This window comes from Sorangium sp. So ce296, from assembly GCF_051529605.1.
In the GTDB taxonomy this organism is placed as follows: Bacteria; Myxococcota_A; Polyangia; order Polyangiales; family Polyangiaceae; genus Sorangium; species Sorangium cellulosum_D.
Window position 1 is genome coordinate 2569832 of record NZ_CP150325.1, and the last position, 20348, is coordinate 2590179.

At 68.5% G+C, this 20348-nt stretch carries 6 protein-coding genes; 2 read left to right on the forward strand and 4 right to left on the reverse strand.

The window, feature by feature from the left end; all coding sequences use genetic code 11:
- Positions 1 to 81 precede the first annotated feature (81 nt).
- A complete protein-coding gene (locus tag WME98_RS09770) occupies positions 82 to 684 on the forward strand; it encodes a hypothetical protein (RefSeq protein WP_437951050.1) in 603 nt (200 codons plus the stop codon).
- On the forward strand, positions 663 to 2042 hold the full coding sequence (locus WME98_RS09775) for a hypothetical protein (protein WP_437951052.1): 1380 nt from the start codon (positions 663 to 665) through the stop codon (positions 2040 to 2042). The genes WME98_RS09770 and WME98_RS09775 overlap by 22 nt, the downstream gene beginning before the upstream one ends.
- A gap of 779 nt (positions 2043 to 2821) precedes the next feature.
- Here the strand turns inward: WME98_RS09775 and WME98_RS09780 are convergent.
- The 4 genes from WME98_RS09780 to WME98_RS09795 form a co-directional block, all read right to left on the reverse strand.
- A complete protein-coding gene (locus WME98_RS09780) occupies positions 2822 to 3226 on the reverse strand; it encodes a DUF6210 family protein (protein WP_437951053.1) in 405 nt (134 codons plus the stop codon).
- 58 nt (positions 3227 to 3284) lie between these two features.
- A complete protein-coding gene (locus WME98_RS09785) occupies positions 3285 to 10595 on the reverse strand; it encodes a SpvB/TcaC N-terminal domain-containing protein (RefSeq protein ID WP_437951054.1) in 7311 nt (2436 codons plus the stop codon).
- 193 nt (positions 10596 to 10788) lie between these two features.
- Positions 10789 to 11340 carry a hypothetical protein gene (locus tag WME98_RS09790; RefSeq protein ID WP_437951055.1) on the reverse strand — a complete coding sequence of 184 codons (552 nt, stop codon included), beginning with the start codon at positions 11338 to 11340 and terminating at the stop codon, positions 10789 to 10791.
- Positions 11341 to 11386: 46 nt separating this feature from the next.
- Positions 11387 to 20347 (reverse strand): neuraminidase-like domain-containing protein, encoded by an 8961-nt coding sequence (locus WME98_RS09795; protein ID WP_437951056.1) that lies wholly within the window; start codon positions 20345 to 20347, stop codon positions 11387 to 11389.
- Position 20348: the final 1 nt, after the last annotated feature.

Consider the following 20348-nt stretch of genomic DNA (forward strand, 5'->3'; position numbering starts at 1 on the left):
CGCCTCAACGCATGATCGTCGCCTGAGCCTGGCTGCTGCAGGCTTTCGTCGCTGTGGGATGCTCGTCGTAGGGAGGGCATCATGACGACGGACACGGCGACGACACAGGCGAGCGAGGCGCCGCAGCAGGCGTGGGTACGCTGGCAGCGCGAGCATGCGGACGTGCTGGAGGGGTCGACACGGTCGGAGCAAGTGCTGCTGGAGGCGGCGGTGCGGTTTGGGGCCGCCATCGCGGCCCAGCCGATCCTGTTGCGCGTCGCAGCTTATTTCCTCCTGCATGCGGACATGGGCCTGACCGCAGCGCAAGTGGGCGCGGCGGTCGGTCGCACCGACCGGGCCATGCGCACCGTGCGCACGCTCTCGGCCCACCAGATGCTCGAATCGATCTGGGCGGAGCTCGGGCGGCACCGGCAACCGCGGCTGCGCCCGGAGCATGCCGGTCCGATCGCGAAGTACCTCGTCGACCATCCGCGATGCACTCAGCCCGAGATGGTCGCGTTCATCGCGCGCGAGCTCGGTGTCGAGATCGAGCAGCAGACGCTCCGCCGGTTTCTCGACGCCTACGGCCTGTACGTCTTTCGCCCGGAGCACGATCGCGCGGAGGCGCATGTCGCGCGCCCCACCTCATCGGGCGCACCCATTTCGGGGGCGCCTTCCTCCTGTTGCCGGCCGCGCTCGCCCTGAGCCGCGCCGCGGAGCGCACGCTGGCCAGGGCGCTGGGAAGCGCGGACAAGGCGCGGCGCCTTGCGCTGTCGCTGTTCTTCCGCGCGGCCTTGGGCATCGAGCGCATTTTTCACTTCGAGACCCTCGACGATCCGGGCTTCGCGATCCTGTCCGGCGGCAAGAAGGTCATCTCTCGGTCTCGCCTCGGTGGGCTGGTGCGCGCGGTGACGACCGAAGGGGTCAAGAGGCTCACGCGCGCCACCGAGGCGTGGGGCGCGCTGCGAAACCGCAGGGTGACACTGAGCCTCGACGAGCACGTCGTCGCCCGCTTCACGCGCAAGTTCAAGATCCCGAAGGGCTTTCATACCCTCCGCAACAAGAAGATGCGCGCCGAGAAGCTCTTCTTCCTGCACTGGCCCCAGGCGCGCCGTTTCCTCGGGCTCGTTGTTACCCGCGGCAACGGCAAGCTGATCGATCAGACCCTCGGCTTCCTCCGCGCTGTGCGTCGGTGCGTCCGAGTCCGTCAGCTGCGCTTGATCATCGACGCAGGCGCATCCGCCACCAACGAAGGTCTCCGGCGCCTCGACCGCTTTGGCAAGACCGTGTTCTTGAGCCGCGCGCCTCGTCGGCCGGGCTACGTCGACGCCTGGAAGCGATTGCCGCGAACGCGCTTCACCCCCTACGAGGAGCCCGGCCGGTACAAGGGCGCCAAGCTCAAGAGGATCGAGCTCGCCGAGACGACCACCACGATCCGCGGCATCGCTCGGCCCCTGCGTACCGTGGTCGTGCGCGAGCACGCGATGAAGGGCAAGGACCGCTGGCACGCGCTCTTCATCTTGCACGACACCACCACGCCGGCCCTGGAGCTGCTGCACGAGTACCGCACTCGCCAGCACCACGAGCAGGGCCACCGCATCGGCGTGCACGACCTCTGGCTCGACACGTCGGCGAGCGGTTATCCCAAGCGCGGCCGTCCCGACCGCCCCGGATTTCGCCAAGGACCGCTCGCGCTCTGCGCCTGGCTCGCCGCGCTCGCCTGGGACGCGCTCCGCGCCTTGGGCGACGCTCTGCCCCCCCGCTTCCACTTCGCCCACCCGCGCACGCTGCGGCGCTGGGTCCTGATGCGCGACGCCGACCTGATCCTCACGCCCTCGCACCTGCTCGTCGTGCTGGCCTTCCTGCCGCGTCGAGCCTGGCTCCGCCCGCTGGTCCAACGCTTCAACGCGGCAGAGATCGGCTTGCCGTGGCTCGGCGGGCGCCGCGTCGTGATGGGGTTCGCTGCCAGGGGTCGCACGCCGTCAGACGCACGGCCTGTGCTGCCAAATACCGCGGAAGCGGGTTCTGGCAGCGCGAAGGGCTGTGGGAGCGTTTGGTGCTAGCGCTCGCGAGAGCCATTTCGCCAGACCATCACCGACAATCTCCTTCAGCGCCACGCCCATATCCGTCGAAACAGCATCAACGTCCACGTCCAACGAAAACGTGCAAACATCAAGCTCCAGCCAGATCGGATTATCATCCTGGAGCTGATGAGAGCGAGAGCGATTCTCAACCTCTACTCTTCTTACTCAGCCATTTCCTGAACCCGGCTGGATCTAAATGATATCGCGACGGCGATAAATGATATCGCGACGGCGATGAGCCAGCTGAATTCTCTTTCCAACCGGCGGCCATCTTGGGCGTTCCACACCCCCGAGAGCGGAGGTCCGTTCTCGAGGACCAATCGTCGCCGCTCGCCGCTTGCGTTGATGATTTCATTGTGTCCGCTCGATCCTTTCTGCCCCCGCCGTGGAGATCGCGGATATCGACCGTTGTATCGGAGAGCGCCGACAGCGACACCTCTTCGGTCTTTCCGCCGCTGCCCCAGACGATGCGAAGGCTCGTTATGAGAACCCAATCCTCATCGGACCGAAGCAGTCCGACAGTAGGCTCCTCGGGTGCTTGAGATCTCGCGCACGCAAGAAGCTTATCTCTGGTACGTGACAAAAAGATGAGGACCCAGGTAGCCGCCTGAGCCCTCGAATGTCGCGACGTGGCGGTGCAAGAGGCGTCAAAGCTCTGTGCAAGCCGACCAGAAGGGCAACAAAACGTCACGCTGTTGGAAAGACGGTGCACGGCGGCGACAGAGCGCAAGCCAGGCGGCAAGCGCGCTGCACGCCGCTCAGTCGCTATTAGGCCATGTCAACACTCCTCTTGCACTACCGAATCCGCGAATCGGACCAAAATATGTCCCAGCAACATCTGACGCGCTGCTATCAGGTGAGTCGACGAGCACGTACACCCAAGCTTCCCAGGAGTGGCCCAAGCGCGCGCGGTCCACTTTCAAGAACCTTGCTCCGGGCTCCGAAGCAAGGAGCGCATCGATCGTATCTGCGACTTCGTCCGTAATACCTTCTCGCCCCGACGGATACGGGCAATTCTGGATGCGTTGCGCAGTCTCATCACTCAGATCGAGTGGAGAAAGCACGCCCTCCAGCTCTGCCTGCCAACAAACCACGCCTCCCACCTGATTCTGATACACCACGCCGCTCGGGTGCTCGACGACAAGCATTATCTCGTCAGGCATGTCCCATAGTATTACTTGTTTCATTACCGCGCTCCCAGTCCTCGTTTGTGCCACCCAATCAATGTCCTGCATATGGGTTCGGCGGATGAATAACCGCGTTCAGGTGGACGCCTTGCTTCCTGGCCTCATCATAAAACTTTCTGTCGCTGCTGATCGTCCGTATACCCAGCTTATCACCTGTACCGAAGGCAATCCTGTCAACAGGGCCCAGAATTTTCTGCTTCTTATTCGACGGCGCCTGAAGATTCATGACGCGTGCCGACGGATCATCACGGATTACCGTGACACGCGCGAGCAGCGCGGCTGCGAGAGTCTGCTCGGTGGCTCCGGCAGCCTTGATGGGACCCGCCAGAAACTCATTGATCACAGACTCCGTTGCCACCAGATTCTTGTCAGCCAGAAACGCGTTCAACCCGAGCGTTATCCACGGGTCTCGCAACGACGAGGCTGCAACCAGTGTCCCCGTATCGAGGTTCACCGTTTCGCGATTTTGGCGTCGTCTCTGCTCATCGTCCTGAGACTGAGGCTCAGGCTGAGACTGAGATGACGGCGACGGCGACGGCGACGGTGACGGCGACGGCGACGGCGACGGCGACGGCGACGGCGATGGTGACGGTGACGGTGACGGCGACGGCGACGGCGACGGCGACGGCGACGGTGACGGTGACGGCTGCGACGGCGAAGTCGGTCCGACCTCGGCGGTAGGAGCCAGAGGGTTGCCACGAAGATGCCGCTGCAGAGGAAACGCCGCGTCAGTGGACGGCATGCCCCACGGGTTTCCATAGCGAGCGATGGACGCCGATCGCTGCATGTGGATGTTCGTCGTCAGGGCCATGCTGCCGATGACACTGGCCGCGTAAGCTCCCACTGCGCCGCTGGCGAAGCCTAATTCTACAGCCGGTGCCCCGACCGCTGCGACCTGTGGGCCCGCGGCAGGCGCTCCTCCTGAGAGCACCTTCGCAGCTCCCCATTTCGCCGCAGCGCGCGCGAGCGCCGACTTCGCAGCCTCGACGACCTGAGGAGTGCCCAAGTTCGGCGCAGCTTGCTTCCCCGTCGGATCGGTCAGGATTACGGGATTCGATCGCACATAGCAATATAGATTGGGCCCGTCGACCATCCCCGCGGGATCCGCGCTCGCCCATCTCCCGAGCCACGGCGCGTAGTAGCGCGCCCCGTAGTAATAGAGCCCCGTCTCCTCGTCCTTCTCCTTACCCGTATAGCGATACCGCCTCTGGCTCACGTCCACCGCGCTGCTGGTCGACCAGTACGCCGTCGTCCCGTAGGGATGATACTCCTCGTACCCGATCACCAGCCCCGCCCCGTCGACCTCCAGCGACGCCGACCCGAGGTGATTGTCGAGCTGGTAGCGCACCCGCGGCGTCACCGTGAACGGCCCCGACGTGTCCACCGTCTTCGTCTCCACCATCGCAACCCGCCGCGCGCCATCCATCACATGCAGCGTCTGCCGCTCCAGCACCAGCCCAGACCCGTTGCGCCTGCGGTACACCTCGTAGCCGCCGAGATAGATGCGCTCGTCCACAAGCCCGCTGTGCTCCCAGACCTTGCGCACGCGCTGCCCCGCAGCATCGTAGTCGTAATAGACATCGCCGCCGCCGCCGAGATCCGCGCTCCGCACCTGGTCGTTCTCGTCCCAGGTCAGCGCCGTGATGTGCGGCATCGACGTCATGTTGCCGTGCGCGTCATGCGCATAGGTGCTGAACGGCCCGTTCTCCGGGTCCCCGGTCGTGCTCGTCAGCCGGTTGGTCGCCGTCTCGTACGCGTACCAACGCGTCCAGCTCCCCGTCCCCGCCTGGTGCACCATCCTGTCCAGGTTGCCCACCGCGTCGTAAACGTACTGCTCCGTATAGTTCCTCAGCGCCTGCGGGTTGTTCGGGTGCGGCAGCGACTGGAGCGGCAGGTCGTTCTGGTCGCGCGGCGCGTCCGACAGCCCGCCCGCGTGCTCCCGCCCCGTCGCCTCGATCAGCCGGTAGACCGCGTCGTACACGTACCGCGCGCTCGGCGACACCACATCGTTGTTGAAGAACACCGTCTGCTGCGCGCTGTCCCCGATCTCCACGATGTTCCCGACCGGGTCGTACACGTACCTCAGGTTCTGCAGCACCGTGCTGTCCGAGGTCCGCGTCGTCTTCAGGCGCGTGAGCCGGTACGTCAGCGGGTCATACGTATAATCGGTGAAGGTGCCGTTGCCGTACTCGATCCGCTCACGCTGCCCCTTCGCGTCGTAGTCGATGTCGTCCACAAACGTCGTCCACGCCACCGCGCCGCGGATCCGCGCCTCCACCCGCTCCAGCAGCCCCGCCTCGTTGTACGTCGGCTTCACCTCGCTCGCGTCCGGCGCCGTCACGCTCGTCGGCCGGTTCAGCGCGTCGTACGCCGTCTGCGTCCCGAAGCTCTCGAGCTCCAATAGCGGCTCGGCCGCCGTCGCGATGGCGGACACATCCGTCAGCCCCGCCAGCACCGACCAGTCGGCGTCCGCGTGCACGTCGCTGCGCAGCCGCCGCGACGCCTGCAGCACGTTGCCCTTGAAGTCGTACGCCTGGCTCGTCACCACACCCGCGCCATCATACACCTGGTACGGCCGACCGCGCAGGTTCTGCGCCGTCGCTTGCGGATGCGCTTCGCCATAGACGTAACGGCGCACCACCCGCTCGCTGCCCGAGCCCAGCTGCACGTGCTCGTGCGTCGGCCGGCGCAGCCCATCGTACGACGAGCGGTAGGCGAACCCTCGCCCGTTCCACGCCCGCAGCCGCTGTCCGGTCGCGCCCGCCAGCATCCGCCGCTCCCCGCCGTCGTTGCTGTTCTGATACAGCAGCTGCCCGCCAAGCCCGAACCGATGCTGCATCGCCACATTGCCGCGCGCGTCGGTGATCGCGAGCGGCTGACCCTCGATATCGAGCGTCGTCTGGGTGACGTACTGCCCTTCAGCCCCGTTGTCCGCCACGGCGCGGAACACCCGCCCCAGCGCGTCCAGGTGGCTCACCGCCGGCGTCCCGGCGTGCGCCGCCGCGAGCTCCGCCGCCCGCCGCTCCGGGTCGCCCGCAGCCAGCGCCTGCCGCGCCGCGTACCACGTGCTCTCCAGCACCGTATCGTTCGGATCGTGCGACGTCTGCTTCCACGCATCGAACTCCACACGGGAGAACGTGCCGTTCGGCAGGTCGGTCCGGATGAGCCGGCCGAGCGGATCGTACCGCAGGATCGGCGTGACCCCCCACTCCACGAGCTCCGCTTCGTCCTCGTACTCGTAAGTCGCGCTGAAGAACGGCTCGTACTGCTTGACCGGATTGCCCTTGTTGTCCAGCACCGTGCGCCCGGTGCCGACCCAGCGCGGCGTCGCATGCGAGAAGACCAGGTCGCCCTGCGCGTCGTGCACCAGCGCGCCGGTCCCGTCGCGCTCGGGCGCCAGCCCCGGCTCCGCATTCACCTTGCGCAGCACCTCGTTGCCCGAACCGTCGGAGTACGTGTACGTGTCCAGCCAGCGCGTGTTGCCCGCGCCGTGCTGCTCGCGGGCGCGGGCGTGCACCACGTTCGGCTTGCCGGTGCTCTGGAATCGCTCCAGATCGTAGGTGAACGTGGCCGTCGGATCCTCGGGCGTGTCGCCCTCGCCGCCGCCCGGCTTGCCCATCACCGCCAAGAGCGTGACCCTGCCCAGCGCGTCGAAGCGCACCTCGCTCACGTTGCCGTTGGCATCGGTGAGCTGCCGCGGGGTGAGGACGCGGTAGTCGGGCACGGCAATCACGGCGTTGCTCAGCGGATCCGTCACCTGGGTCACGAGCAGGCGATACGCGTCATAGACCACCTGCGACGTGTTGCCGAACGGATCGACGAACGCCGTCGGCTGGTAGAAGTGGGCCGCCGAGGGCACCACCCGCCCCGAGGACACCCAGGTGTCCGGATCGCCCGACAGTTGCAGATAGCCGCCCTCCGCGAGCACGCCGCTCGTGACGCTGGCTCCGAACACCGATGCGATCAGCGAGGGGGTGAGGATCTTGGCGTAGCTCTCATACGGCAACGCCCTGCTGCCGACCTCGCCGAACGGCAGCGGCCCCGCGAGATCGTCGCTCCAGTACCGCATGCGCGTGTGCTGCAACAGGCGCTTCTCGAACGATCCGCTCGGCGTCCCGTCGTAAGCGAGGTCCGCCGCGCCATCTGCCGCGTCGAGGACGTCCTGGAACACGAGCACCCCGTCCGAGCCGAGCGGCAGGCCGTGCAGCTCGTAGGTGAGGCTCTCGATCGGGACCCCGATCCGGTAAGCACCTTCCTGCTCCGGGATCTGGTGCACCACGTCGTTCTCCGTCAGCGTCGCCTTCCCCTGCTCCTGCTCGGGGAACGCCGCCCACGCCGCCCGGCGGCGATACCCGATCTGCGCCGTCCGCTTGACCGCCCCCTGGTTGTCGACCTCCAGCGTGAGCGCGTGCGCGACGCGCGGATCGCTCTCGTTGCGTTCGTAATGGTACTCCAGCGCCTCGCGCGGATGGGCGAAGAACACAGCGTGCGCACGGTCCACCGCGGGCTGGAGCCGCCGGATCCCGTAGCTGCTCTCCGTGACGACATACGGACGCGGCTCCTCCGCCGAGCCGTCGAGCGCATAAACCTCCTGGCGGAGGGGCCGCCCCTTGAGCGCCCGGCACGCCTCGCGCATCTCCACGGCACTGAGCCCCTCGGCAAGCACCGTATCCTCCAGGCGAACCGCCCCTGCGTCGCCCGCGTAATACTCGCTCTCGTACCGCGCCGAGATCTTCGCCCCCTCGATCCAGGCGCCCGTGTGGAACCACGTCTTCGTCAGCACCGGCGGCAGGTGCAGCTCGGGATCGGCGTTCGCCGCGGGCGGCTCGAAGCCCGTCCCGCTGAACGCCGAGAACGACTCCGTGTCCCGCTGCTCCACCATGCCGAAGCCGCGCATCTCCCGCTCCACCCCGTCGTAGTCGCCGTGGTGGTAAGCATACGTCGTCACGAAGCGATGCCGCGAGACCGCGTCGAACACCTCCACGCGCTCGATGACGTGCACCACGAACGGCAGCCGCGTCACCCACGGGCGGCCCGCCGCCTGGTCGGCGAGGTAGAACTTCGTCGACGGGGCATACGTCACCGTCGTCGTCTTGCCGAGGTTGTTGGCGACCGACGTCAACAGATGCGGCTTCTTGCTCCCGAGCAGATCGATGTAGCGCACCGCCGGGCGCGCCCCGGGCAGCGACGAGGCCCACACCAGGCACCCGGTCCCGGAGCCGAGCAGGTCGATCACGTCGACCGCCGCCAGCTCGCTCACGTCCGGCAGCCGCGGCAGGATCACCGGCGCGGCCAGCGTGTTGCCGGCGTTGTTCGCATAGAAACGTACGCCGTCCGGGTGCAGGTAAACGACGTCGGTCGTCCCCGAGCCGTCCACGTCCGCGAGGCGGATGCGCTTCGGGTCGAAGCGGCCCTCGTGGTCGAACCGCATGCTGCCGCCCATCTGCACCTTGGCGCCGAAGCGGCAATGACCGAGGTTGGGCCAGTAACACACGTTGCCGTTCCGGATCCGCACCAGGTCGACAAGCCCGTCCCCGCTCATGTCGGCCAGGAAGATGCTCTGCGCCGCGTCGGCGAAGACGAGCGACGGCCCGCGCTCCTCGTCGCTCGGCCGCGCGATCGTGATCGGCCGGTCGAAGCCGCCCTTCGCAAGCGACGGATACCACGTGAACGTGTCAGGCCCCGTGATCAGGATGTCCTCGTGCCCGTCGCCGTTCAGGTCGACGAGGCGGACGTTCGGATCGCTCCAGTCGACGTTCGGCTGCGACGCGAACGGGCGGAACGGCGCCCAACCAGCGTCCGTGCGGTCGAAGTAGCCCGCCACCGGCCACTCGAACACCACCATCTCCTTGCGCCCGTCAGCGTCGATGTCGAGCAGCTGCCCGCCGTTCAGGACCGCCGGCCGCGACGGCAGCGGCCGCGCCGGGGACAGGACGCCCCCGCCGAGGTTCTGCTTGTAATACAGCGCTTCGCCCTCCTCGATCAGCACGCCGGGCAGCGCCTCTCCGTCGAGATCCACCCACCTCCGCCCGGATCCCATCGTTCCGCCGGGCAGGTCGCGCAGACTCTCGGGGTCGAGCGACTTCACCTCGCGGTGAATCACCGGCTCGCTGTACGTCAGCGCGATCGGCGGGAGCGCCTCGCGGCTGTACGCCTGCGTCTGCGGATCGCGGACATAGCCGGCCTGCGTCGCGGTGGCGAGCCGCGTCAGGTAAGCGTTCTCCGCATACGTGAGGTCGAGCGACCGCACGAGGCACGGCGCCTCGCCGAGCTCGGACATCCGGTGAAACATCAGCACGCGACGGCAGAGCCGGTACGTGCGGATCTCGAAGCCGGCGCGGTACACCGAGAACGGGTCCTGGCGGACCGGCCACGAAGCGCTCTCCTGGGGCGTGGGCGCCTCGGCGTCGTGCTCGCCGTAATCGAAGACGACCTCGAACAGGCTGCTCTCCGCGTCGCCCGGCACGGTGTTCCCGTAACGCACGCGCTTGAGATAGCGGTTCGCGACCGCCGCGCGGCCCGCGTGGCGGTGGCTCTCCGCCGCCTCGTTGCGCGCCACGCCGGTCAGGTCCTCCGCCTTGTACGCGTAGGCCACGACATTGCCCTTGTCGTCCCGGGTCTCCTCCAGCAGCCACGAGAAGATCCGCGCCGGCCTGGCGGGGTCGGCGATCCGCGCCTCCGGGCTCCGCCCGTAGACGCTCATGACGTTGTCCGGCGTCGTCGCCGTCCAGTACACGTTCCCGCTCGCCTTGACCTCGCGGCGCTCGATCCGCGCGAACGCGCCCTCGACGCGGGGGCGGTAGCGGATCACCCGCTCGTCCTCCGTCTCGTACCGGTCGAGCTCGGCGCCGTCGAGCGACCGCGCGGGCACCAGATCCTCCGCGCCGGACAGGACGAACACGTCGCTCTCGTGAGCGTCGTCGTAACGCGGAAGGCCCTTGTCGGTCTTTCGCGCGATGCGCGGGATCGACAGCTGCCAGCCGGCGCCGAACGGGCCGTTGCCAGCCCCGGAGTCGTACGTCACCGCCATCGCCGGCCCGAACCCGGCGCGGCCGGGGCTCAGCGGCAGCGGGATCGAGAACGACCCCGTGCCCGTCACCGGGTTCGCGGAGAATTTCTCATCCACCCCGCGGATCGCGCCGCCGCCCTTCGGCAGCGCGGGCGCGGGCAGCTCCGGCGCCTTGGGCGCGCCGGGGAGGCCCTTCGGAGCCTCCGTGTTTTGACTGGACCCCGCCCGAGCGACGGACGCGGGGTCTCGGCTCTTGCCGTGCGCTCCGGCGTCCGGCGCGGCCGGTGATGCTGCCTGCGCAGCGGTGGTTTCCTTCTTGGGCTCACGAGCGTTCATCCGTCTCCCTCTTCCCACGGCAAGGGGCGGCCCACGCGCCCGGAGCGCATCGCTCCGGCACCACGGCGTCGGCCGCCGAATCCGTGAGCGGCGCCGGGCCAGCGCCGCTCACGGACGGTTCGAGCTCTCCACGGCCCTGTCCTCGTCGCCCGGTACCCCCCGGGACAAGGGCTCGTCCCCTCGGCGGGCAGCGCTACTTGTAGAACAGGTTCACGATGACCGAGTTCGCCGTGGGAGCCGTATTGTCGGTGTCGCTCACGCCGGCGGTCGCGCGGAGGCCGATGCCGATCGTGAACGCGATGCCGTTCGTGTGCTCGACCGAGGTGATCTGCCCGGCAGGGACGTAGAGCGTCATGACGAGGGAGCCGTTGCTCATGTTGCCCGGGGCCTCCGTCATGTTATAGAGCTTTACGTAGACCCCGCTCGCTCCCGTGTTGGAGATGTGCCAGCCGAACACCTGCCCAGGGGAGTCCTTGAGGTTCACCCCCGTGGTGCCCGGGCTCAAGGTGCGGTAGATCGAGAGCCCACCTGCGGTGGCCGGCTTCACGTGGACCGCGCCGACGATGTTGGTGCCGGCCGGGAGCGCCCCGACCAGGCCCGCCGGCAGCGGGTTGCTCTGCGAGACGTCGACGGCGGTGCCGTCCGCGCCCGTCTGCACCTTGGCGCGCAGGACATGGACGCCGAGGATCTCGTCGGTGGCGAGGATCGTGCCCGCGCCCTGAGGAAGCGTGATGTTGTCCGACATGGATACTGACTCCTTGGTGAAAGATTGCTGGGGTTATCTCCCGCGCTCACGCCGACGCGAAGCCGTACTCGCAGAGCAGATAGATGTCCTGGAGCGTGTCGTTGAGCCGGCCGTCCTCCGTCCTGAGCTCGCTCACGATCGCGCCGACTTGATTTGGGCTCGCGCTGAGCGTCCAGGTGCCGAGCTCCTGCTCGCCGTTCTGCAGGCTAGCGCTCACGCTGGCCCCCGTGTCGCGGTCGTGGCTGCTGTCCGGGAACGCCTCGAGAGTCGGCGTGTCCGGCTGCGTCGCGCCTGGCCGCACCACGGTGACCTGGAGCTTGCCTTGAGTGTCGCCGTGCTTCCAATAAGACTTCTTCCCGTTCCACCGCGCATAGAGCGTGTAGCTCGTCAGCGCGATCTTCTGCTTCGCCGGCACGTAGGGGAACATCTCCGGCGTGAGCGGGATGGAGAGCTGCTGGGGCACGGCGTCGTCCGACGGCACCGCCATGAAGCGGGCCCACTCGACCGGCAGCTCGGACCGCAGGCTGAAGAGCCGGCGCCGCTTCGGCGCGTTGGCGCTGACGCTGTAATGCGTCCTCGCCACGCCCGCGAGGCTGCCGTCCGAGCGCGCCGTGTACCGGATGTGCAGGATCACGTCGCTCACCGCCCCGATGTCGAAGCGGTTGTTCGCCGCAGGGAGCTCGATCTTGTAGGTGCCGATCACGCCCGCGCCCTCGAACGGGAGATACCGCTCGTCGCGCAGGTTCGGCTCGAACAGGCCCGCGTCGTTGGCCCCTCCGCTCGTCGCGATCACGTTGGTGACCGGCACGAGATCCGTCCGGAAATTCGTCGGGTGCGTATAGGAGTCGCTCACCTGCGCCCTGCTGCGCACGCTCGTGTTGCTCAGCGTGAGCGTGCAGCTGACGCCCGCGTACGGGCCGGTCACGGTCGGGATCGTGATGGCGACCGACTTGATGCGCCGGAGGTAGTGGCCCGGGTAGTCGAGATCGAACAGCTCCTCCTTCAACTCCACGTCGCAGGTGCCGGTCTCCCGGAGCTGCATGAGCTGCTCGGGCGCGACCTCGGCGAGCGAGACGTGCTTCACGAGCTCGGCCTCTCGCGGCGTCTGCTCCAGGAACGCGACCTCCAGGCGGCGGAGGTCGTGCTGGAGCCGCTCGCCCGCGAGCAGGCCCTGCTTCAGGCTGTCCCAGGCGCCGAAGCGCACCATGGCGTGCGTGCCGTCGGCCGTGCCGAGCTCGAACCGGAGCGCCCGCTCTGCCCGCTTCGCCATGTCGTAGGCGAGCGTGTACGCCTGGTAGTGGACGGTCGACAGCTCCGCCACCATCCAGTCGTACAGCTCCTCGGTCGTGCGCTTCCTCTCCATCAGGAACGCGAGCACCTCGCGCGCCTGCTCGGTCTGGCGCTCGTGGTTCCTGAGCTCCACCTCCGCCACCGCGACGCGGATCTTCGCGCCGACGATCTGCTTCTCCAGCCCTTGCATCTCCTTCGCCGCGAGCCGCTCCTGCAGCGCCCACTCCTCGGCGCGCCGCTCGTATCCGGCCAGCGTGGACGCGATCGACGCGCCCTCGCGCAGCCCACTGGCGACCATGGAGAGCGCGTGCGAAGCCGCCTCGATCGGCGCGCCCGACGCCTGCCCGCCGATCGTGGTGGTCGCCACCGGGCTCCCGAACGCGCCGGCGCCGCCGAACGTTATCGGAGGGATGGCCTCCACGGCGGGCGCGATGGCGGCGATCGCCTGCGCGACGAGCCCGAGCTCCATGCCAAAGACGCTCATGGCCAGCGCCGCCTGCTCCGCTGCGCTGATCCGCGCCAGGCCCGCGTAGTGGTCGCGGCGGAGCTTCGCCACCTCGTGCGACCGCTCCAGCGCCGCCAGGTTCGCCTGGGCCTCCTTGACCTGTTGCGCCCTGATCTCACGCACCGCCGCGAGCAGCTCGAGCTCGTGGCCCGAGCGGAGCCGAGCGATCGCCTCGCCGTCCTTCTTCTCCATGGCGGCGAGCAGCGCGGCGCCGAGCCCGGCCACCGCGGAGCAGAACTCCATCGCCTTCGCGTGCAGCACCTGGAAGCGGTAGGGGAGCCGCGGGGCGCTCGCCTCGTTGAGCACCGTCGCGAGATCCACGCCGAGCGCCCTGGCCTGCACGAGCAGCATCGGATCGATGGGCGGCTCGAAGAGGGGCAGCGTCCGGACCACACCCTCGATGTTCATCGAGTGTCGGATCTTGAAGAGCCGATCCGCGACCGTGTCCCAGAGCGGCGCGAGCGCCTCGTCGCGGGGCACGCAGAAGTAGAGCTCGCCGAGATCCGGCACGGGCGCCTGGAGCGGCTTGCTCGGCAGCTTCTGCAGCGACTTGAACTTGACGCTCTCGAGCTCGACGCGGGACCGAGACTGGACCACCGGGTCGGAGAGGTCGCCGAGCCCCGCCGCCTCGAGCTGCCAGTAATTCCGCGGCGTCGTGGTGTCCTTCCGCTCGCTGCGCCGCGGGCGCCGGCCGAGGAGGTTGCCGGCGAGGACATAGAGCTGCGTCGCCTCGTTGATCGACTCGATGGTCTCGCGCCGGAAGAGCTGATCGCCCCACGCGATCAGGTTCTCGACGTACTTCATCACCACCGCCTTCTGGTAGGCGATCGGCCGCATCCGCGCGACGAGGTGCGGATTGAACGGGTCCTTCCGCCACGCCTCGATCTGCGCGGCGAGATCGTCCCGCTCCTCGCCGCCCCCCTCGTTCGTCAGGATGCCGCCGAGAAGGGTGGCCATCGGGCCCTGCTCCGACGCGGGGAGCTCCCGGAGCTCGTCCTCGATCGAGGCGAGGTCCTTGTTCTCGCGGAACGGCCGCACGTTCCAGAAGCGCCCGGGCGCCGGGTCGGGGTCGCCCGTCGTCGGGTCGAAGATGAAGTGGAACCAGCGCTGCGCCTCCGCGTGCCGGCCGCTCTGCATCAGCCGCAGCGCGATCAGGAGCGGCGCGTGGAAGAACAGCTCCCAGTTGTAGAGCGAGTACGCGCCCTGGACCGAGAAGTCGACGTCGTCCTTCGGATACGACTCGTGCACGTTGCTGGGGTCCGGGTCGTACGTCTCCTCGAAGAACTCGCGGGAGCTGAGCTGGAGCGGCTTGGGCCGGTGGAGCGACCACTTGAGCAGCCCGTCCACCCCGGCGCGTTGCAGCTCCTTTCGGAACAGGCAGGCGTAGGGGTGATAGAAAGACGTGAACCGGTAGAGCTTCGCCTCCTCGGTCGTCAGCACGACGTACGGCCCCTCGGACGTCGTCGCCCAATCGACCAGGTCGGCGCCCGCGCGCAAGGCGAGCGCCTCGTCCCGCTTGCCGACATCGGCGAACGCCGTGCTCCTCGGCCGCGCCTTGTCCGCCTGTTCGAGCTTGATGTACGTGGACAGGACGAGCTCGGCCAGGAACGTCGACCGGGCGTCCTTGTAGAAGAAGAACGGCGCCCCCTGGACCACGGTGTCGACCTTGCCGCCGTAATTGATCTCGCGCGGGAGGAGCACGCGAAAGGGCTCGACCTGCCGGAGCAGCGTGATCTGCCGCCTGAAGCCGTCGAGCTCCATCGGGACGGCGAGCTCGGTCGCCCAGTCGTTGGAGATCGCGTGTTGCCGGCGGAGGACCGTATCCCTGGGCACCGCCGGATCGAAGTGGTGGACATACTCGTAGCTCTGGACGGTCACCGCCTCATCGGTCCCCTCCAGCACACCGCAGCCGCTCCGCGCGAAGTGCCCGAAACGGTACGCGAAGCCCGGGGCCCACCTCACCGCGATCTCGAGCGGCCCGTCGGGGGTGTAACGCTCGATCATCAGCGAGTTGTACTCGGGGAACAGCGCCATCGGCGCCGACACCTCCCTGCCTGCGCTCATGCGCCGCTCGCCCCAAGCCCCGTTCCGGCGCTCGCTCCACGCGAGGCGGATGTACCACCGCGAGGAGGCGGTCTTCCCCGGCTGGCTCGTGTCGCTGGGGATCTCCTGGTATGAATCGGGGCGCTCCTCGAGGATCGGCCAGAAGAGGTGCGGGCGTCGGTCCTCCACGACGATCAGGAGGTTCTCCGCCTCGATGTCGAGATCGATGGGCTCCCATGCGGTCCACATCAGCCCGTCGACCCGCGTGCGGTAGAAATACTTGTACGGCTTCACCGCGGTGCGGCCCACGACATGGAGTACGTCGATGGGCAGGTGGGTGTCGTCGCCGTCCTCCTTCTGGTGGTACGACGCCATGATCTCGAGGTTCGCGACCTCGTCGAGCCGGTCGAGGTACCGCGCGAACGCGCGCTCCGCGGCGTCGTCGGTGATGTCCTTCTGCCGGAGCTCGTCCTCGAGGGCCTTGAAGAACGGGGACTTGTCGTCGCGCACCGACGGGTCGACGTACAGCTCGGTCTGGAGGAGCACCTTACGGCTCGCCTCCCAGACGCGGTAGCTCTTCCGCCACGCCCACTCGCGCGCCGCCTCCTCCGGGAGCGTCAGCTCTTCCGCCTCCAGGTTCATGAGCGCGCGCTGCACGAACGTCTGCACCGAACCGATGGCTTGCTTCAGGCGCGAGGTGATCACCGCGGGGCTCGTCTCGACGTCCACGAGGAGCTCGGCGAACAGCTCGTCGCTGTCCTCGTGTCCCCGCTTCGCCACGAGGTAGGCCACCATCACGGCCCGGAGCCGCTCGCGCAGCACGTCGCGCAACGGCGGCGCCACCCGCGCCCACTCGGCGTCGGAGTACTTCGCCTTCGTGGCCCGGAGAACCTCGCTGGCCAGGCGGGCGGGATCGCTGCTCAGGTTCGTGACCCACAAGCTAGCCTTGGCGATGGAGATGCCGAGGCGTCGCGTGGCCGACATCACGTGGCGCGCGCTCAGCAGGTCCCGCGCGTGGAGGGCGGGATTGTCCGGGGAGAGCAGGAGACCGTAATAGGTTGTCAGGTCGACGGTCTCGGCTGCCGACCAGCCCATGAGGGCTGCGAGCGCTGCGGAATCGCTCACGAACATGCTCGCGAGCGACGGGCTCGATCCCACGAGGTGGGGGCGGAGCGCGACGAGATCCACGAGCCGCTCCCACGCCGCGAACAGGTCCGAGCCGGTGGCCTGGGTCGGCTCGCGCGGCAGGGCGTCGAGGTCGAGGACCGGCGCGGCGCCGGGGCCGGCGCCCGGGTCGACGAGGAACATCCGCTCGATCTCTTCGGCGCTCAGGCCGAGCCGCTGCACGAGCGCCGCGGCCTTGGCCAGGTGCCGGTAGGCGGCGAGCTGCGCGGCGAGCAGGCCGGGGTCCTCGTCGAGCGACGGGGGCGGCGAGGCGGTGAGCGAGAACGCGCTGCCAAGCGGCGCCGGCTCCGGGCCGCCGGTCGTGAGGATATCGGTGACGAGGAGGTGCGTGGACCGCGCGTCGAGCTTCAGCGCGGCGCCGAGCTGGTCCTCGATGAGGGCCGCCTCGGCCGCGCTGTCCGGGGCGCCGTTCTTTGCGCGCAGCGCGAGGAGCGAGCCGAAGAGCTGGTCGAGCACGGGCTTACTCGCCTCGTCCGTCACGGAGATCTGCGAGCGAATCGAGGGGCGCCCCCGGAAGACGACCTCGAGGTCGGCCGGCGACAGCCCCGAGCGCCGGACGCGCTCGACCGTGTCCAGGAAGCGCAGCGTTTGCTCGGGATTGTCGACGTCGAACGGCTTGTTGCTGCTCAGGGTGTAGAGCTCGATGAAATCGCGCACCGACAGCCGCGCCGCGCGCGCAAGGGTGACGATGCGGTGGAGCGCCGCGATGGCCGACAGCGCAGGGAACATCGTGGTCACGGGGACGAGGACGGGGAGATCGAAGCCCGAGTCCACAGTGAGGAGGGAGAGCTCCTCCCGGCTCATGCGGAGGGCGGCGAGGACCGCGGGCGTGTGGCTGATGATCAGGTCCGAGGACGAGAGGCTGGCGACCGACGGCAGCGCGAGCGCGGCGTCGACCGGGTTGGTGACGGCCTTGTTCTGGAAGAGCTCCTCGTAGAACGAGGGCGTCTTGCCCCCGTCGCGGCGCTGGGTATCGAGCGGGCCGAACCAGCTCGCGAGCACCGAGATGGGCAACGAGATGCCCCGCTCGGTGCGCAGCGCCTGGATCACCGCGATCACGCGCAGCGCGCGGTCGTTCACGAGGTTGGTGCCGCTGGGCGCGCAGGCGGCGAGCACCTGATCGAGCTCGCGGATCGACCAGCCGAGGCGCTGCTGGAGCCGGACGAAGCGGTGCATCGTGGCCAGCGCGCTCGACACGTTCGTCAGGCCGGTGACGCTCTGCTCCTCGATCTTGCAGCTCCCTGCGGGCTGGATCGCCGGCGACCCGAAGCGATCGAGCACGGAGCTCTCGACCAGATCGAGCAGCGCGTCGTGGGACAGGCCGGTGCGCGCGAGGAGCTCCGGCACCTGGAGCAGCGGGCCGGGGAGCGTGGCGTTCGCGGCGAGGCCCCAGGCCGCCGCTGTCGTCAGGCCGCCCATGTTGCCGACGATCACCGCATGCTCGCTCGGGGAAAGGCCGAGCCGCTCGACGGCTCTGGCCGTGAAGTCTCCCAGCTGCGGGGATACAAGGCTCATATCCATCGACGCCATGAACGTATGGAGCGGCATGCCGAGGTGCTCGAAGTACACCTGGGTCTCGTGCCGGCGGCGGTCGTACGGTAGGGCGAAGGGAAAGTAGCTGGTCAGCAGCCGGGTGTCGGCGGTGCTCTGCCATGCCTCCTCGCCGCTGGGCGGGTTCGGCATGGCCGCGAGCTGCTCGGCGGTGCCGACGGTGGCGATGTGCTCCGGGAAGGCGAGCGGCGTCTGGCCCTCGCTCGCGATCGCATGGACGAGGATCTCGTTCACCAGGTCCACGTACGGCAGCGGCGTGTCGGCGTTCTCGCAGGTGAGATCGATGTGCCCGATGTCCGGGCGCCGCCCGGGGAGCGACGGCGTCGAGCCCGGCGCGCTGCCGAGGAGCAGCTCCTTCGCAGTCCACTTGGAGCTGCCGCTCTTCGTGATCTTGGAGTCGTACCGATCGAGGAAGTGGAGCACATCGGCGAGGTACGCCGCCGGCCCGTACACCGAGGTGCAGTGCGCGCACGCGCACGCGTCGGGCGAGCCGAAAAGGTTCGCGTAGGTCGCGAAGGCGTCGGGCGACTCGCTCGCGCGGCTCTCCTGGTCGGGCAGGGCGAAGGCCGACCTCGGGTTGTAAAGTGGGCTGAACTTGAGGGCGAGCGCCGTCGCCTGGTCGGCGGCGGCCCGCGCCTTGTCGTGGATGTCGGCCGCGATCGCATCGCCGCCGAGGGCTGTGCCGTGCTCGGCGATGAACCGAGCTCGGCCCGTCCGGGCGATCGCCCGAGCCGACGTGAGCCCGGCGTCGAGGAGCACCTTCGCCTCACCGTACTTGGGGGTGAGCCGGTGGAGCCGCTCGACGGCCTTGAGCTCCAGCGCGGCGGCGGTCGGATTGGAGATGCCCGAGAGCGCGTTCGGGTGCGACGCGAGGTAGTCGCCGACGCGGGTCTTGCCGAGCTCGAACGAAGAGTTGTTGTTGAAGAACGTGGTCAGACCGCTCGCGCCGGCCGCGGCGATGTCCGAGGCGACGGCCTTCGTCGGGAACGCCACTTCCATCGCGCGCCGGAGGACCTTCGCGTACGCCGCGCGCTTCTCGGCGACCGTCGCGCCAGGCGTGTCAGCCGGGAAGTTGATCGGCGACCCGTTGCGCACGAGGGCGAGGATCGCGATCCAGTCGGCCTCGCTGTAGGCTGCCAGGTCCTTGAAGGCGGTGATCTGGCCGCCCTGCTTGCGCGCCCACAGCTCGTCGATGAGCGGGAAGTGATAGCGCGTCAGCGTGCCGAGCTGCAGCGCGAGCTGGGTCGACGGGATGACGCCGGCGCCCTGGAACGAGGGGCGCGTCGCGAGCTCGGCCCACAAGGCCTCGGGCGGGCCCTCGTGATTCAGGAACGCGGTGAGGAACTCGGACCGGAGGCTCTGGGTCGGCAGCGCCTTGGCGAGCAGCTGGCCGAGGTTGCCGGTCTGGCCCGCGGGCGGCGGGTCGTCGAGGGCCGTCTGGACGGCCTCGGAGATGATGAGATCGATGCGGCTGTCGGCCTCGGCGCTGTGGCCAGGGATGAGGTTATCATCGAACGCTTCGACAAGCGCGCGGCGCAGCACGGCGCGGGGGTAGGCCAGGAACTTGCGTTTGGTGGTCGGCAGTCCCTTGCGGGCGAACGGGTAAAAAAATCCGGAGAACTCGGAGACGCCAACGGACAGGAGGGCCTCGGCCCCCTTGAGCGCCTCGATCTCCAGGCGCCCCACCCCTGTCGCCTTCGTGAGGAACTCGACGTCGTTATCATCGATCCCGGCGAGATCCACGCCCAGCGTATGGACCTCGGTGCGGGCCCTGAGCTTCGTCAGCTCCGATGGAGCCGGGTTGCCCCCGAACAGGCTGGCGGTCAGATCGATGACGGCGGTCGATGGGGCGCGGAAGAACACCCCGGTGCCGCCGACCTCCTGTTCTTGACTGTTGAAGATGCGCAGCTTGAGGTTCGGCTGGTGCTTGCCGGCGCGTTCGAGGCTCGTGTACTCGATCTTGTAATGCCCCGAGGAGTCCGTCTGGCCCGACCCGATCACGTCGACGGACGACAGGTTCACATCGTAGGCGCGCACCACCATGTTGGTGGCTGGGTCGCCATTCGGGGTCCGCACCGTGCCGCGCACGACCGAGGGGGCCGGCGCGCGCTGGGTCGAGGTCACCGCGGGGTCCACCTCGACGCGGATGGTGACGGGCTCGTGCGACACGCTCCACTGCGTGTGGCGCATGACGAGCTCGGCGCCGCCCGACGTGAAGGCGCGGAGCGTGAGCACCGGCAATCGCCCCTGGAAGAAGCGATCCAGGAGGGCCTGTTCGAGCGCCATCTCGAAATCGCCGTTCTGGTCGGTCACGGCGACGGCGATGAGATCGGTCGTGACTTTCGCGCTGTCCCACGCCTCGACCCGCACGTCGGCGACCCCGCGTTCGCTCTTGGCTCGGACGACTCGACCGGAGAGTTGATACGTGCTCATG